The organism is Pseudomonas sp. 05T35 (assembly GCF_056396605.1).
Map to the genome: position 1 here is coordinate 1 of NZ_JBFTLU010000045.1, position 15,757 is coordinate 15,757.

General features: G+C 56.8%; 13 protein-coding genes and 2 pseudogenes. 5 read left to right on the forward strand and 10 right to left on the reverse strand.

Annotated elements, in window-relative coordinates:
* A partial coding sequence (locus AC1DH9_RS05490) for a GGDEF domain-containing protein (protein ID WP_477807901.1) occupies window positions 1-541 on the forward strand: 541 nt, incomplete at its 5' end.
* A gap of 541 nt (window positions 542-1,082) precedes the next feature.
* Here AC1DH9_RS05490 and AC1DH9_RS05495 read toward each other — a convergent pair.
* The 3 genes from AC1DH9_RS05495 to AC1DH9_RS05505 form a co-directional block, all read right to left on the reverse strand.
* Window positions 1,083-1,622, reverse strand: coding sequence for a hypothetical protein (locus AC1DH9_RS05495; RefSeq protein WP_427538652.1), 540 nt, complete (start codon window positions 1,620-1,622; stop codon window positions 1,083-1,085).
* 187 nt (window positions 1,623-1,809) lie between these two features.
* Complete coding sequence (locus AC1DH9_RS05500) at window positions 1,810-2,247, reverse strand: anti-virulence regulator CigR family protein (RefSeq protein WP_427538613.1); 438 nt, start codon at window positions 2,245-2,247, stop codon at window positions 1,810-1,812.
* Window positions 2,248-2,384: 137 nt separating this feature from the next.
* Complete coding sequence (locus AC1DH9_RS05505) at window positions 2,385-3,665, reverse strand: haloacid dehalogenase-like hydrolase (protein ID WP_427538610.1); 1,281 nt, start codon at window positions 3,663-3,665, stop codon at window positions 2,385-2,387.
* Between the two features lie 267 nt (window positions 3,666-3,932).
* Here AC1DH9_RS05505 and AC1DH9_RS05510 point away from each other — a divergent pair, with 267 nt between their 5' ends.
* Complete coding sequence (locus AC1DH9_RS05510) at window positions 3,933-4,703, forward strand: DeoR/GlpR family DNA-binding transcription regulator (RefSeq protein WP_427538607.1); 771 nt, start codon at window positions 3,933-3,935, stop codon at window positions 4,701-4,703.
* Between the two features lie 2 nt (window positions 4,704-4,705).
* Here AC1DH9_RS05510 and AC1DH9_RS05515 read toward each other — a convergent pair.
* A pseudogene (locus AC1DH9_RS05515) lies at window positions 4,706-5,585 on the reverse strand (alpha/beta fold hydrolase).
* A 263-nt stretch (window positions 5,586-5,848) separates the two neighbouring features.
* Between AC1DH9_RS05515 and AC1DH9_RS05520 the strand changes: the two are divergent.
* Both AC1DH9_RS05520 and AC1DH9_RS05525 read left to right on the forward strand, forming a co-directional pair.
* A pseudogene (locus AC1DH9_RS05520) lies at window positions 5,849-5,998 on the forward strand (glycosyltransferase); the annotation flags it as partial.
* 3 nt (window positions 5,999-6,001) lie between these two features.
* Entirely contained in the window at window positions 6,002-6,712 is a 711-nt protein-coding gene (locus AC1DH9_RS05525) for a methyltransferase domain-containing protein (RefSeq protein WP_427538601.1), read from the forward strand.
* A 62-nt stretch (window positions 6,713-6,774) separates the two neighbouring features.
* On the opposite strand, the gene AC1DH9_RS05530 is transcribed toward AC1DH9_RS05525, so the two are convergent.
* The 6 genes from AC1DH9_RS05530 to AC1DH9_RS05555 all read right to left on the reverse strand — a co-directional run bounded on the left by AC1DH9_RS05530 (window position 6,775) and on the right by AC1DH9_RS05555 (window position 13,574).
* Complete coding sequence (locus AC1DH9_RS05530; protein ID WP_427538598.1) at window positions 6,775-7,650, reverse strand: DNA/RNA non-specific endonuclease; 876 nt, start codon at window positions 7,648-7,650, stop codon at window positions 6,775-6,777.
* Window positions 7,651-7,888: 238 nt separating this feature from the next.
* Window positions 7,889-8,950, reverse strand: a complete 1,062-nt coding sequence (locus AC1DH9_RS05535) for an acyl-CoA dehydrogenase family protein (protein WP_477807902.1) — start codon at window positions 8,948-8,950, stop codon at window positions 7,889-7,891.
* 165 nt (window positions 8,951-9,115) lie between these two features.
* Entirely contained in the window at window positions 9,116-10,108 is a 993-nt protein-coding gene (locus AC1DH9_RS05540) for a class I SAM-dependent methyltransferase (RefSeq protein WP_427538592.1), read from the reverse strand.
* 32 nt (window positions 10,109-10,140) lie between these two features.
* Window positions 10,141-11,688, reverse strand: a complete 1,548-nt coding sequence (locus AC1DH9_RS05545) for a class I adenylate-forming enzyme family protein (protein WP_477749083.1) — start codon at window positions 11,686-11,688, stop codon at window positions 10,141-10,143.
* Window positions 11,685-12,971: an MFS transporter gene (locus tag AC1DH9_RS05550; protein WP_427538587.1), complete on the reverse strand. Its 1,287-nt coding sequence runs from the start codon at window positions 12,969-12,971 to the stop codon at window positions 11,685-11,687. Before AC1DH9_RS05550 ends, AC1DH9_RS05545 begins: the two co-directional genes overlap by 4 nt.
* Before the next feature lie 216 nt (window positions 12,972-13,187).
* Window positions 13,188-13,574, reverse strand: coding sequence for an ectoine synthase (locus AC1DH9_RS05555; RefSeq protein WP_429538171.1), 387 nt, complete (start codon window positions 13,572-13,574; stop codon window positions 13,188-13,190).
* Between the two features lie 877 nt (window positions 13,575-14,451).
* On the opposite strand from AC1DH9_RS05555, the gene AC1DH9_RS05560 reads away from it, so the two are divergent.
* The coding region (locus AC1DH9_RS05560; RefSeq protein WP_477807903.1) for a dipeptidase at window positions 14,452-15,757 on the forward strand (1,306 nt) is incomplete at its 3' end.

Sequence of the window (15,757 nt, forward strand, 5' to 3'; positions counted from 1 at the left end):
AGACTACATTGAAGCCAATAAGATTCTGGGTTTGATGGCCCTTGAAGATGGACTGACACGGCTGGCCAACCGACGCCATTTTGATTTCTTCATAGAAGCTGAAGTTGCCAGGAAAAAACGCAAGAAACTGGACGGCACGGCACTGATCATGATCGATGTTGACCTCTTCAAGAGCTACAACGACCTCTACGGCCACGTACAGGGTGATGAGTGCCTGAAGGCCGTGGGCGCAATCATTAGAAAGCATGTAAACCGAACCGGTGATCTCGCCGCCCGGTACGGCGGGGAAGAGTTTGCCGTTGTACTGTCAAACACCGATTATGTCGGGGCTTTCCTGCTGGCCGAAAAAATCCGACTCGATTTGGAGCACGCTCAAATCCAACACAGCGACTCTCCGCTAGGGGTCGTCACCATCAGTATTGGCATTAGTTCACTCTCCGAGCTGGAGGTCGACACGGTAGAGAGCTTGGTGGATATCGCCGACAAAGCGCTATACATCGCCAAGTCCAGCGGGAGAAACAGGACCGTCATATCAAATTAGCAAGGATGGCAGACGGCAGTAAAAAAGCAGCCAGGCAGTCGCTGGCCGCTTCGTCACCTCGAAGCAAAAACCTCCATCTAATCCGACGTTACCGATTCCCTGGAACGATTTGGCCGACTGGCCATCTTCCCTTCGGCATCGCAATGCAATAGGGAAACGTTGTAATCGTAGGTCGATATCAAGGGCACTGGATCATCATTGCGGGCCATCTCAAGCCATCGCCTTGTACGTTCAAGGTCAAATGATTCGTGCGTCAACGTCATTTTCGCAACAAGATTGGCCGAGACTTTGAAGTGTCCACAACCGGCTGTGCATTTGACCTCTGAGCAGTCTCCCAGCGCGTGAACAGTCTTGGCGGCAGCCTGACAAATTAAGCACTTCATATGAGATCTCCCTATCGAYGACTTCTCAACTGTAGCCGATCCCCGGCCGAAAACGAGAAAAGCCCTGCAAGCGCAAACCTGCAGGGCTTCTCGGTCATACTGACCTTCTCATCAAGCCGGGCAACCAATGGCTTCCCGGCTTTTTGAATGCGTTGTGCTTATCGGATTTTGTCAGTGGTCGAAGTCACTGCCTTACTCAAACCTTTTGCATTGTGATCACCGGGCGTTGTCGCCGAGATAGCCGTCGCTTTCGTCACCCCTCGCGTTGCTTTCGAGTGCGCAACACCCGAAGTCACTGCCCCATGACCACGATGGCTATCGCGATCACGTCCAAGGTGGTCATCACGGTCACGTCCAACGTGGTCATCGCGATCACGTCCAAGGTGTTTACCGCTCAATCCACGGTCTCGAACAGCCCGGCCGTCGTGATCGGTTTCCTGGCCTTCAGCGCGACCATTGCTCTTGGCGCCCGCAGAGTGACCTTCACCCGCATGAGCACCACCGCCGCCGCTGCCGCCATTTCCGCCGCCGCCACCATTTCCACCACCATTACCGCCGCCATTACCGCCGCCGTGACCACCACCTTCTTTGGCATAGGCCGTACCCATTACAGACAACCCGGCGGGGAGTATAGGCGCGGCAGCAAGCATCAATACGCACGACATAACTGCGGCTAGCTTCTTGTTTTTCAAAGGCATGATAGATTCCATAGTGGTTCGTTTTTTACAAATTGTCTGACAAAAGCGCTTGCTTGTAGTTCAGAACAAACGACGAACGGATCCATGCCCCTGCATTGATGGAATCGGCTGCGCTGGCAGCCGATTCCTTCTTGTTAGCCAGCCGCACAAACGGGACGATGCGAACATTGACTCAACGGCGCCCCACCTACTGATCGAGAGCGCCGTTTAGAACCTCATAAATGATCCCGGTAGTAATAGCGACAAGAATCAGATCAGTCCCGGCCTGCTGCCATTCATAACCCTCGTAGTGAGGCAATCGACCGACCAGCCGACCATCCAGTTTCTTGGCAATTCCGGGAGGCAGGGGTTTTCCACGAGCGAGTTTTTTCTGGATGCCGGGTGGCAATGTCGGATCTGGTCTCCAGTAGTCGCGGTAACCACCGATGACGCCAAGCACACTGCCACGGTCGATTCTCGGGCCTTGGTCCCAGTTTCCGTCTTCGTACGGCTTTTTGCCCTTGCCATGACCTCCCTGGTTTCCATGGCCCTGACCACCATTACCCGGGTCGGCAAAAACTGTCGCAGAACCTGCCACAAGGGCGAGGCAGGTAACAGCTGCTATCAACGAGCGCGATCTGAACATGTCCGTTCTCTCAGAAAGGGATTATCCCCTGCACTGTAGACGGTATTGGAGGGTTTAGTTCCTGTCTCTGGCCAAGCTGATCAGAGTCGTGCACTGCAGCTCGCGGATGGCCGTCGACCACCCGCGAGCCAGCACCATCAGGCCAGCAGCTTACGTTCGTCTTTACCGTACTTGAGCGATTTTTCGTCCGGTATCATCAGACCGGTGTGCTCGTCGCGTCCTTGCAGGATGAAACGGGCGTCCGGCTTACCCAACTGGGTGGCAGCCTGCTGGCTGTCGGCACCAATCTCGCCTTTCTTCATACGATTGACGATCACGCCCACCGCCGTGTCGTTGAAGTCGCGCAGCATCCACGCATCACCGTCGCTGTCACCGGCCACCAGCACCGGGCCATAGCCCTTCTGTTTCACCAGCACGTTCTTGATGCCAACAGTCTTGCCCGGCCCGTAATTGAAGTGCCAGTCCGGTTGATAGCGACTGGTGTACTTGCCGTTTTCCATCGCCATGCGCAGGCCGATCACGTTCTCGGGCGGTACGCCGTAGCCGTAGTTGGGATGGCCGGCGAACACCCGCACCACGTCGTCGATCGAGGCGGTGCTGACGTAGACGTCGATACCATTGGCGCGCAACGTGTGCATCAGGCTACGGATTTCCTCATGGATGCGAATGCCATGGAAGTGCGTGTCCGCCACCACCCCTGCCTTGCCCGGCAACGTGCGTGAACTCTCGTACTTGACCTTGCGCAGCGCATCGCCCATGGCGTAGTTGTTGGAGGCCTCGGCCATCGCCTGCAATTCGGCCGTGGTCATGTTCTTGTAGAAGTACAGAATCCACTTGTAGCCGATTTCCACCGGGTAGCTGTCGCAGATCGCGTCATACATGAAGTAGAGCTTGGCGAGAAAATCCTTGTACTGCTCGCTGGCCTGGATCTCTTCCAGGCTTTTGTCGCCGGCAAGCCCTTTGTAGTTGGCGTGCAACCAGCGGTAATCAGCTTCCACATCGCTGGAGATGTCTTCCATGGTGACCGGCTTGCCGTCCACTGTGGTGTAGTCCTTCATGAACGCGCCGTTCGGCACGTCCTGGCGCAGCACGGCGGCGAACTCGTCGGGCGTCAGCTTGTATTGCAAATGATTGATCTGGTAGACCAGCAGCGCTTCTTCACAGTCATTCATGATGCAGGTGTTGTCCCAGTCGAACACCGCGTACGGGCGCTGGTCAGGACGGTAGGACGCGCTTTTGACGCCGTGCTGGTCAATCACCGCCTGCAGGCGCTGGCTGTTCAGTGGCGACCAGCGCGCCGGATCCAGCGCGCTCGGTGTGGCCGCGGGCGTGGCGGCTTGCGTTATACGGGAGGACAACAACAGCGGGGTTACGACGGAAACAGTAGCGAGGGTGTTCAGAAACTGGCGACGCTGCATGGTATAGCTCCTACTTCTAGACGATAGGTTACGACCGAGGCGATGGCGAAAGCGTGTTTCGAATATAGGGACGAGGGGAGAAAAACCGTCCCGCGATGAGGCTAACTTCAAATACACAAAAATACAATATTGCCACAATATTACATTTTGATGATTCGCAGACCGCGTCTGCCCCATGCTGATGGGGGCCGGAGCGAACTTGACAGTGACCGACGCCCCTCCACAATGCGTGCTCGGACAGCAACTCAAACAGCAGGGACACCCGGCATGTGGCAAGAAGAGCGTTACCAGCGAATCCGCGCACTGCTATCGACCTTGCAGCGCGTCACCACCGACCGCATCGTCACGGAGCTGAATGTTTCACGCGAGACCGTGCGGCGCGATCTGGTCGCTCTGGAAGACCTCGGGGAGTTGAAGCGGATACACGGCGGCGCCATTCGCGTCGAAGACGAAGCACCCATCGCCGAGCGGGCGCACAGCAACGTCAAATTCAAGCGTGACCTCGCGCGTGCAGCGGTCGGCCTGCTGTCGCGCGGGCAGACCGTGTTTATCGACGCGGGCACCACCACTGTCATCCTTGCCGAAGAGCTGGCCAAGCTGGGCGGGCTGACCGTGATCACCAACTCGTTCAACGTGGCGCTGCAATTGCGTAACCCCGCCGCCTCGGGCGGCCAGCACAACGAGGTGATTGTGCTCGGCGGTTCGCTCGACGACCGTGCTCCCGCTACGGTTGGCGGCACCACGGTGGCTGAGATTGGCCGTTATCGGGCCGACCTCGCGCTGTTGTCGCCCGTCGGCATCGACGCCCAGCGCGGTGCCAGCAACTACGACCACCGTGAGGCCGAAGTGGCCCGCGCCATGGCCGAGTATGCCGAACGCGTGGTCATCCTCGCCGACTACAGCAAGATCGGCGTGGAGAGCCGCGTAGCCTTTTGTCCGCCAGAGCGCATCGATGTGCTCATCACCAACCACAAGGCGAGCGCCGAAGCAGCGTTCGCTGCACTGAACGCCAAGCTGAAACACATTATCCTGGCGTAGCATCACATCAGTGATGCTTCTCTACTGTAAGCGTGATGACGGACTTGGCTCGGTGTGTCGCAAGCCGGCTGCAGAAAACCGAGCAAGGCCTGCCGTGTGTCATGCCAGGCCGCCGGGTGTTCCATATCGAGGAAGTGCCCGGCGTTCTTGATGGTATGGAACCGGGACTGACGGGCATGAGCGGCAAAAAGCCTGGCGTCCTCCACCGAGGTGTATTCATCCCATTCGCCGTTGACGAACAACATCGGGACTTCGATCGCGTCGGCACAGACGGAGTAGCAGTGGATGTCCTGGGTCAGGATCTCGTTGACGTGGAAATGCATCTGCCGGTATTCGTGTTCGGCCAGGCTGCTGACATGCCGGTGATTGAAACGCTTGAACAACGATGGCAGGTGCTTGCCGATGGTGCTGTTGATCAAGTGCCCGACATTGGGCCGATCACAGGCCTGGAGAAAATTCAGGCCGCTCTCCAGGTAATCGCGCATCGGCGTATTGATCCGCGCTGCAAATGAATTGATCACCGCCTTCTCGATTCGACGCGGTCGCTGGGCCAGCGCCAGCAAGGTCGCCGCGCCGCCCCAGGAAAAGGACAGCACATGGTGCACGGAAAAGTGCTCGATCAATTCCAGCAGGATCTGCGCCTCGTCTTCCTTTCGGATCGGTTGGCCATGGAGGTTGTGCTCTCTCGACTGACCGGCGTAAGGCTGGTCGTACAGCACCACATTGAATCGCGGCTGCAGGTAACGCACCGTTTGAGCAAAGGATGCGGTAGTTGCCAGCGAGCCGTTGACCAGAATGATGGTTTTGTCAGCGGCGGCGTTGAGATAGTGTATAAACCTTGTACTTCTTGCAAATCTCGACGATGGCAGTTTTCGGCATCATGTCATTTTCTTCCCTGAACAAATTTAACCAAGCGCACAGCGTGAGCGACTTCCCGGACGGTCTTTGTGACTGATAAGTCACTGACTGACCGGAGGTTCAGAGTTAAGCAGGGATTTTCCCGTCTGCAAGAGCCCGAACGAGTTATTTCGTCGACCTGCAGCAAGACAATCCCGGACTCTCAAGCCTGACGCAGACGCCTCGCTCGAGCTCACTGCCATCGCATCCCGCCCTACACCCATGGGAAGATGTTTRCCGCCTTGAGCTACGCTTCGCTGATGGTCGCCGTCACCTTTGCCGGTGGTCCGCAACTGATCGGCATCGGAGTGTTGGGTGAATATCCGCGCAGAACCTGCATCGATACAAAGCGCCGAGCGGTTTTTCTGGTGCGCCGGGTCTACACCATCAAGGACTGAACCATGGATCTCAAGGAAATCGACATTCTCGGATCAAGCATCGGCCAGCATTGGTATTACTGTTCAAAAGCCGCGGCGATGACTCGACTGCTGGGCGATACCCCCGTCAAAAGGATTCTCGACATTGGCGCCGGTTCCGGCTTTTTCACCCATCACCTGTTGACCCGGACAACCGCGACCGAGGCCTGGTGCGTGGATATCAGCTATGAGACGGACTCGGACACCACAACCGCCGGTAAACCGCTGCACTACCGTCGTTCAATTGATTCAGTGGACACCGATCTGGTGCTGTTGATGGACGTGCTGGAGCATGTCGATGATGACGTCGGATTGCTCAAGGCCTATGTCGATAAAGTCCCGTCCGGCAGCCGTTTCCTGATGACGGTGCCGGCGTTCCGGTTTCTCTGGAGCGGGCACGATGAGTTTCTCGAGCACAAGCGTCGCTACACCTTGCCGCAACTGGAAACAGTGGCCAGGGACGCCGGCTTGACGGTGATACAAGGGGTCTATTACTTCGGCCTGGTGTTCCCGATTGCGGCAACCCTGCGGTTGTTGCCAACAGGCGCACAACCGTCGGCGCCACGCTCGCAACTCAAGCGCCATCATCCGCTGGTCAATACCCTGCTGAAGACGCTGTGCACCCTCGAACTTCCGTTCATGAAGGTAAACCGTCTGGCCGGTCTGAGCGTGTTTTGTCTGGCTCGCAAGCCGTGACCTCAGCTGAACAGTCAGCGTTGGTCAACGGCATGGCATTCAGCAAAGTGGTCCCTTGAAGATCAAGAGCGACCCACCGAACCCGAGACCGGCAGATTTCCCAGCAGGTTGAGTCCGGTGATCTTCACAAAAGTCTCATAGTCCACCGGCTTCTCAATGCGGGTTTCCGCGTTAGGTAGCACATAAGCCCAGGCACGTTTGGACGAAGCGTCGTACACCAGTTTGAACAGGCGGTTTGGCACCCAGACCTTGTTGTCGCCAATGGTGGCATGACCTGCATCAAAGAGCGGGCCGGTGAAGACAAAGACATTGCCATCGGCGCGCTTCGCGAACTTTCTGACATCAGACTCGACCTTGCTCCAGATCTTCCGGTTATTGGTCGGGTCTTGCGGCACCATGTTCGACAGTGCAAAGGTCTGGGCCATTGCATGCGGATTCGGGGCATCGGCGGCCGGGGACTGATGACCACGATCCACGGCCGGATGCTGGCCACGGTAATCGCTCAACTCTGCCCGCCCGTCCTTGGGAATGCGTGGGTCCGGATAGAACTGATTGGTTCGCTCCTCTCCTTTGGCATCCGCCAACTGGGCTGAATTCAGACGCTCAACCACAACCAATGGCGTCTTGCTGGTTTGCGAATACAGCACCGCAAAGTTGTCGGAACACAGGGCCAAGGGTTTCATCGTTGCAGGCACGCTGGTCATGCTGATCGGCCTGGCTGCCGGAAACAGGTCTGCGCACCCATCAAACGATGCCTGTTGCTGCTTGCTTGAATACAGGTCGATCGCCGCGCTCTGGCTGATTGAGCCTGAACGGTGCCCTTGTTCCTCGTGCTGGCTGGGCGGTTTAAGGAAGTCCAGCAGGTTGCGAGCTTCTGCCGCACCGCTCGAGAACAAAACAAGGGCCGACAGCCCCACTGCCATTTTGCGTAGGTTCATGCTTGGAATCTTTAAGTTGGATTGAGGGAGGATACTGGCGGCAAAGCCCTGAAATCGTCGGCACGAAAAAAGAGGCCAATGCCCCTTTTTCCAATACGGACAACATAATAACCAGACTCGCAGCTAGCGTCTGACCTGTTGAAATCAAAGGAGTTTCTTTTACTCCAAAAACAGGAGTGGGCATGATCGGCAAAGACGTGATCGACTATGAAATCTCCCTCGACGGTGTCCCCCCTGGCTAAGTGCGATAACCATTCATAGCTGGATCAGCTTGGCGCTGATCCAGCACAAAATCCCCATAAGCGAGCATGGCGGTGTCCCAATTCACATCCATATGGGACGCCATCACCTGAATGTCGCGCCAGTGTCGTTGCACCGGACTCGCATCAAAAATCGCCGCAGTTCCCATTTGCCACACCAGCCGTTGAACAGCCTGCACGCACAACCGAATCAGATAGGCACGATCTCGCTTGAGGGTGACCAGCTCTTGCAGCGACAGTGACCTGCCTGCAACACCTGCACTATGGAGTAAAAAGGTAATGGCTTGGTAAAGGTGCCTGGCGCAGCTCAATTGCGCAGCACTTTCCGCGAGTCGTTCCAGCAAGATTGGCCGAGCCTTTAATGCCCCGCCCTCCTTCGTTGATTCATGCTTGCGCAGTGCTGCAATGCAGTCGTCGTACGCACCCTCCGCGCAACCAAGCACAGGGCCGATGTGCAGACTGCCCAGATACGGAATGAACTCCACATCAAACAGGTAGCCATCCGGATTGTGCCGGGCGCCTACCGGGGCGGGGCCGAAACACTCCGATTGCGAGACCACCCAATCGTCTGGCACAAATACATCGTCCAGTCGTAGATCCTTCGATCCGGTACCGCACATGCCAGCGACGTGCCAGGCATCTTCGATCTGAACCTGCTCAGCCCTGAGAGTGATTAACAACGGATGACCAGGCGATACATCCGCAGGATTATCCCGGCGCGCGGATACGATAACCCAGCTGGCATGATCGATCCCCGAGCTGAAACGCCAGGTTCCGCTAACGCGAAAGCCACCGTCAACTTTCAGGATCGAGAGATCCCTGGACACAGAGGCAGTGGCAATGATTTGCCCCGGCCCATCGGCAAAGACCTTCTCCTGGCATGAGTAAGGAAGCCGCCCGACAATCGCCGCATGGCTGCCCACAAGGCCAATCATCCAACCGGTCGACGGACAAACCCGCGCGGCAATTCGAGAGGTTTCAACCAGGGTTGGCCAATTGCGTTGCAGTCCGCCATAACGTCTTGGCACGAACAACTGCATAAGCTCTCCGGCAAGCAAGTCGTCTACAGTCTGCCGCGAAATACAGCGGGCCCGCTCAGTTTCAGCGGCAAGAGTCCGCCATCGCCCGAGGAGTGCCCTGGCTCGATCGCAGGTTTCATGATGTCCCAATGGCAACTCTGTCATCCAATCCATCAAAACCGCCTCCTAACGATCAGCCGCAGGCTGTGAGAGCTTCCTGACAACCGGATGTTCGAAGCAGAAACCATGGGGGATAAAGGGCTGGCCAAGCAGTTCGATAAACCGGGTGATGCTGTTCTCGTCGTTGGAGGCAACAAACTCATAGAAGTTGGTGCCGTTCCAGATGAGATAGACATGCGCAAAATAACGGGTCGCTGCTTCGACGAAATCGGAAAAATGAATCTGGCCATTCTCCATCTGCGACAACATGGCATTCCTTTTCCAGGCTATTTCCTCCTCGCAAAAGTAATGAGCCTTGTGCTGTTCGTCCTTTACCCGTTCCCGCCGGTAGTACTCGTCGACCTCGGGCTGATTGAATTTCTCCAGGAAGAATGCGAGGCCATCCTCACGCAGGAAACTCGAAACACCTTTCAGATGCTCGTCCCTGTTTCTGCCATAGAACTGGAAAGCCGCCATCTCATAGAGATAGTCAACCCCACGAAACGGCACCTGCGAATCCAACGCTTGCGCTACGATCTCGCGGTTCACCTGAAGAAACGACCCAGAGTGGAACGTGCAAAGTTCCTTGTCGGCATGAGCGTCGAAATGGATCTGGTTCGCCTTGTTCGGTGAGTTGGTCAGCGTCCGTATTGCGCCCTTGGCGTATTTAGCCAACGACCTGCCGCTACTCCCATCAAACGCATCAATCTCCCACAAAGTGAAAACTCGATCGTCCTGTTTGCGCCGCTCGAGGGTATAGCGGGCAAGCGCCACGCCGACATGGGAAAGCTCTTCCAGAATACCCGGCACGCTGGCCAGAAAATGCGAAAAAAGCGGACCGGTCTGCGCCACCAGCAGATCATGGTAGGCCAGCACCTCCTGGTCCTGAATCTGCTCGCGTATTCTCGTTGTCACAGGCTGCCTGGGCACCTGGACCTTGCCTCTGGCCAAGTCGTCAAAATAGTCGGCCAGCTTGTTCATCGCAGAATCGACAAAGGCAGGATTCGAATCGGTGATCATTTCCGTAATTCCGTTTACGCATTGAATGTTTATTAAATGGCCACAGCGCCGGCTGCCAAGAGATGCGCCGTCGTTTTACCGTTGAGGTTGCGTGGCAACGCCTCATGAAAACTGACAACGCCGGGCACCATGTACCAATCCAACTGCGTGGCGCAGTACTGGACAAGCGCGTCAACCGACAACTCACAGCCTTTTTTCAGGACCACACAGGCCTTGGGAACATGCCCGGCAACTTCATCCGGCAGAGGGATCACGACGACCTCGCTGACGGCCTCGTGCGAGAGGATGACCTGCTCGATTTCCCTGGGGTTGACCTGAAACGTGCGCCGGGTGAAAACGTTGTCCTTGCGGCCGACGAAATACAGGTACTGCTCGCTGTCCATCCTGAACAGGTCGCCGGTGAAATAGACCCGCGCCTCGCCGAACAGATCGTTTCTGAGCACACGCCGGGTCAGCTCCGGTTTGTTCCAGTAGCCGAGCATTACCAGATCGCCAGCGACGACCAGTTCACCCACCCGATCTGGCTGGGTGATACGTTGCAGGTCTTCGTCAACGAGGAAAACCTTGACCCCGGGAATCGGCTTGCCAACTGACCCGGGACGTTGATCGAGCTGCTCCGGCGGCAGATACGCGACCCGCTTGCACTCGGTCAGGCCATACATGGAATAAACAGCAACACCTGGAAGGGACGCTCGTAATTGACGTATATGCTTGGGCGGCAGCGCTTGCCCGCTGCTGGCGATGTACTTCAGGGATTTGAATACTTCGACTTGAAACGCGTCCGGTTCGGCCTGCAACAGAAAGTGAACGGCGGGCGGCAGGATATGCATCGCGGTGATGCCATGTTGCCGAATCAGCTCAAGCATCTGCTCGGGCCGTTCGGGCAGCGCATTCTCGGTCACCGAGCGACCGCCTCCGAGCAACGGCATCATGATGTTGTAGAAGCCATAATCGAAATGCAGGGGTGAGAAATTCAGTACGACCGCATCCTCGAAGTTGCCCAGATAGCTAGACACCGCGTCGTAGGCCGCCAGCATGTTGCGGTTGCTGACCGCGACGCCCTTGGCGTCCTTCGTCGAGCCGCTCGTGTGGAAAATCACGCAAACCTCGGCACCGTTCAGCGCCCCGTCGCACACAGGAAACACCTCGTTCAAGCCATCGAATCCAGTGGTGCGCCACTGGCCCGGGCTGAATCGCTCGCCCATGTGCAGGACGAACTGTAGATCGACCTTCCCGGTCAGTTCGTCGAGGCTTGCACCAGCCGGTACGATCAGGGTCTTTGCCTTGATATCGTTGAGCTGATGGATGAGTTTTTCGGCGGCAATACCGTAATGCATCAGGACCAGCACGAACCCGGCCTTCATCACGCCGAGCGCGCAGGCAATCGTTTCGAGGGAAGTAGGCGCATGCAGTGCGACCCGGTCCCCCGCCGTCATCCCCGTTGCCAGCAACTGTTGAGCCACCGCGCCAGCCAGCTCATCCAGCTCAGCGTAAGTGAGCTGCTGCCCTGCGACAGCCAGTGCGATCTTCTCTGGCGTATGCTCGGCGTGGTCTTTCACATAGTGATGAAAAGGTCTCATTGGGCTACCTCGTTGCCATCCACCAGAGGCTCTTCGCCCGTGTTCGCGTTGGCCGCTTCATTGTCCTTGGGAACGAGCAATACAATCGCACCGACGATGACTTCAAAAATCCCGCTACCGACGATGACCATGCCGGTTTCGAACCGCGCATAAAGTGCCGCACCGCAGGCCCCGGCAATGAGGATGGAGGCACCCAGCGCGGCAAAGCGCAACCTTGCCAGCCCGGCGATCTCGCTTTGCTTGAATGTGGTTTGAATCAGCAAGATGAATGAAATGTCGATCAGCGGCCCGCCGAGCGCGGCCAGGCCGGCGCCGAACATCATCCCGGCCAGGACGTACTCCGCTGGTAGATACATCACCGCCGCACCGATGGTCGCAATGCCCAGGCCGTTGACCACGGAGCCGAAGGTAAAGCCCCCATACAGGCGGCGGATATGCAGGTTACCGACGACAAAAATAGAGATCAGGTTGCCACAGCCATAGGCGCCCATGATCAGGCCGTAGGCGGCAAAGCCCTGTACACCGAAACCCTGGATGTCGTACTTGACCACAGCCAGCGCCATGCCGATGGAAATGCCCAGACTCCAGGCGACGTTGCCCAACCCGGCACACACATACACCGCCTGCATCTGCCGGCGACGGACAAGGCTGCGCCAACCGGCAGTGAAGGCGGCACGCCGACTCGTCACCTTGACCGGTTGACGAGGCAATGCCTTGCTCAGTTTCATCACCGCCCAGGCCGAGATCAGGAACGTCAGGCTATTGAGGGTAAACAGATGTTCAAGCGGAATCAGCAGCGTAATGGCCGCGGCCAGCATCGGTCCGATCACCCGAGCGACCCGGATGATCGCGTCGAACAGCGCGTTGACGGCCTGCAACTGGTCCGGCGCCGCGACAATGCGTGGCAAGCTGGCGCGCAAGGCCGGTTCGAACAAAGAGTTGACGATCATCATGAGCATGACTGGCACCGCCAGCATCCACAGGCTCATGATACCCAGCACCCAGGCCAACATCGGAATCAGCGCGAGCCCGGCCCGTGCGAGGTCGGCACCGATCATCGTGCGCCGATGGTCCCAGCGTTCGGCCCAGATCCCTCCCAGCAACGCACCCGCCAGCGCGGCGCCGCCGCGCAACGCACTAAGCCAACTCGCATCGGTGCCGGCGATCTGCACCGCCATCCAGGCGACGGCGATCGCGAACAATTCGTCGCCGATCGAAGATAGCGCCAGCCCTCCCCACAGCAACGCCACAGGCCGCTGACGCAACGGTCTAAACAACTTCATATCATCAATTCCGCAAATGAAGACCTGCCACACAACGGACCTGTACGCCCACCCTTATCGGCGCGTAAAACGTCGAAGTCGGGTCTGCTCCAGCGTTGATAACTTTGTCATTGATTCGAATAAACTTTACCTGCGCGCAACAACCAAAACGCGTCATCCGGGGAAGTACCAGGTGAGGTTTCAAAGTGGCGAAGTACCGAACTGGAAGTTCGCTGCTCAATAAGAGGAGGCGCTCTGATTATTTATCGAGTGACGTTCGGTCCCCACAAGCGGAGGATTGAAAACACTGACCAGGATGAGGTCCGTAAACTTGCCACCCCGCAGATAGTGACGATCATGTTTGTCCAATACATACATATCGCCCGGGCGAATCGGATGAACCATGCCATCCATATCCTCAATCTCCCCTTCACCGGCAATGCAATAGCAGGCCTCAAGATGATTGCGATAATGAAGAAAGGACTCCGTACCAGCTCGCACCACTGTGTGGCAGATAGTAAAGCCGATGCCATCCATCTCCGTTAGCAAACGGTGGCTGGTGCCAGCCCCCCACTCGACAAAAAAATCGGTTTTTTCAACATCAGAGATACTACGGACAAACATATTCAGCTCCTTATGAATATATAGACGACTGCATCAAGGTTCCAAGGCGGCCTGATCGGCCATGCCGGAAGCGCCACGCCAACAACGTAAAGGCACGCTCACACATGACCAGTGTCCAGCCGACCACGTGAAGTGCATTCATATCTATAGATAGCGCTGTCTTTTGCGAAACCGAACAAACCTAATACCTGACTCGGGATACAAAACAATCAAATAACAAGATAAGCAGAATATAGCCTGCAGAAAAGCAGGGTATAGAGTCGCGGGACGTAGGATGTACACACTGCGTGTGTCACTATGGCGAGTTAGTCATTCCCTGACCCTATTATTCTCCTGTAGTCAACGTTAACTACGCCCAAATAGTACGCGTGCAACTTTTAGGGTGTCAATGAGTTTTTCTTATGTAGCTCACACTAAGACGAGTGAACTATTCGAGCGTCGCCCGTGACATTTCAGTTACAAAACCCCCACAAAGGATATAACAGCCACTATGTTCTCTATCAAAAAGCGATAAGAAGTTAATATACGCAGTCAGCTCTTTATATTTCAGACACTACTTCAGACCGCCAGATTCCGAAAACCCGCACAGATACCCGAAACCTGACKACGGACCGCAACGCAGCCTCGTTAGTGCGCACCCTCATCGCGTGAGTCAGCCGCTCCACCGAAGAAACCTCGGGATGAGAGCTCGACGACTCCGAAAGCCCTGGAAACCTTCCCCGGGCTTTTTCGTTTCTGCGTCGCTTTTGCATTTCTGTGCGACAGATCTCACTTCAGGGACTCCCGTACCACTTCCTCATGGTGTTAGTTTGGAAATGTTTCTGTCTCATCGATCAGAAATTTCTGACAAACCACCTGCAAAGGAATGCTCCCAGCAATGGACTTCTCACTCAAGCAACTGGCCGCGACAACCTTGATACTGGCCAGCCTTTTGGCGTTCACCACGTCAGCTCATGCCAACATCACACCGCTCCAGAGCGCGACCATCCTCAAGACCTTCAGCGATACATCAGTTACGGATTTCAGGCAGTTCCTGGGTAGCCTGGCCAAGAGCGACCTCGCCCAAACCGCCTACTTCGGCCCGGCAATCAATGCTTTCCAGGACAACAAGCCCMTTGCTCCTGAACAACAGAACGAGATCCATCGCCTGCTTGGCATCTACGCGCGGGTGAAGTACGGCAACGCTGCCACCGAGACTCTGCGCGAACTGGTAGCAATCCCGACCTTCCGCGTGGAGGGCGTTGCCCAGCACGAGAATCCCGAATTCATCAAGATCGCCGACAAGCTCAAGGGCCTTGCCCAGGCTTTCAACCTGAACTTTCGCAACATCGACAACCGCGTCTATGAAATCTCCCTCGAAGGCGATGGCGATGAAGTCGTGGGCATTCACGCGCATGCCGACGTAGTCCCCGTGACTCCGGAAAACTGGGTCCTGAAAGATGGCACCCGGCTCGATCCGTTCAAGGTCACCCAGGTCGGCGACCGCATGTACGGCCGGGGCACCGAGGATGACAAGAACGGTATCGTGGTGGCGCTCTACGCCATGAAGATCATCAAGGAAGAGAAATTGCCACTGGCGAGGAATTTCAAACTGCTGGTAGACACCACCGAGGAAACCACCGGCGACGCCATCCCCTATTACTTCGAACACAACCCGACACCCGACTACAACCTGGCGCTGGATGGCGGCTATCCAGTAGTGATTGCCGAGAAAGGCTACGGTACCGTCATGGCGAGCTTTGCCCGACGTGCCGCAGAGGGCAAAGGCGCCGAAATTACTTCAATGACGGGCGGCTTGGCCACCAACCAGATTCCGTCGACCTCGGTTGCCACCGTTGTGGGTGACAAGCCCGCCGAATTGGCCGCCAGCCTGCAGCAGGCCGGCACTGATTATGCCAAGCGCAACGGCGGCAACTTCGAGGTGACCGCCAAGGTCGTCGGCAAGGACGTCACGCTGACGGTCACCGGCGTTTCCGCCCACTCCTCCGAGCCCGAGTCAGGCGTCAATCCGGTGGCAAGGATGCTGGGCTTGATCAACAGCCTCGATGGTAAGGTCGCGCTCAAGCACAACCACATTACCGACGCCGCCCGCTACGCCGCCGACAACTGGGGCCTGGACTACCTCGGTGGCAAACTGGGGGTTGGCTTTTCCGATGCCTTCATGGGACCGCTGACCACTTCCC

What these genes read in the sequence shown, in the direction of transcription:
- AC1DH9_RS05510 (WP_427538607.1), top strand. Translation starts at nt 3,933, where the DNA reads ATGTGGCAAGAAGAGCGTTACCAGCGAATCCGCGCACTGCTATCGACC.
- AC1DH9_RS05530 (WP_427538598.1), bottom strand. Translation starts at nt 7,650, where the DNA reads ATGAACCTACGCAAAATGGCAGTGGGGCTGTCGGCCCTTGTTTTGTTC.
- AC1DH9_RS05555 (WP_429538171.1), bottom strand. Translation starts at nt 13,574, where the DNA reads ATGTTTGTCCGTAGTATCTCTGATGTTGAAAAAACCGATTTTTTTGTC.
- AC1DH9_RS05500 (WP_427538613.1), bottom strand. Translation starts at nt 2,247, where the DNA reads ATGTTCAGATCGCGCTCGTTGATAGCAGCTGTTACCTGCCTCGCCCTT.
- AC1DH9_RS05535 (WP_477807902.1), bottom strand. Translation starts at nt 8,950, where the DNA reads ATGCAGTTGTTCGTGCCAAGACGTTATGGCGGACTGCAACGCAATTGG.
- AC1DH9_RS05525 (WP_427538601.1), top strand. Translation starts at nt 6,002, where the DNA reads ATGGATCTCAAGGAAATCGACATTCTCGGATCAAGCATCGGCCAGCAT.
- AC1DH9_RS05540 (WP_427538592.1), bottom strand. Translation starts at nt 10,108, where the DNA reads ATGATCACCGATTCGAATCCTGCCTTTGTCGATTCTGCGATGAACAAG.
- AC1DH9_RS05495 (WP_427538652.1), bottom strand. Translation starts at nt 1,622, where the DNA reads ATGCCTTTGAAAAACAAGAAGCTAGCCGCAGTTATGTCGTGCGTATTG.
- AC1DH9_RS05505 (WP_427538610.1), bottom strand. Translation starts at nt 3,665, where the DNA reads ATGCAGCGTCGCCAGTTTCTGAACACCCTCGCTACTGTTTCCGTCGTA.
- AC1DH9_RS05545 (WP_477749083.1), bottom strand. Translation starts at nt 11,688, where the DNA reads ATGAGACCTTTTCATCACTATGTGAAAGACCACGCCGAGCATACGCCA.
- AC1DH9_RS05550 (WP_427538587.1), bottom strand. Translation starts at nt 12,971, where the DNA reads ATGAAGTTGTTTAGACCGTTGCGTCAGCGGCCTGTGGCGTTGCTGTGG.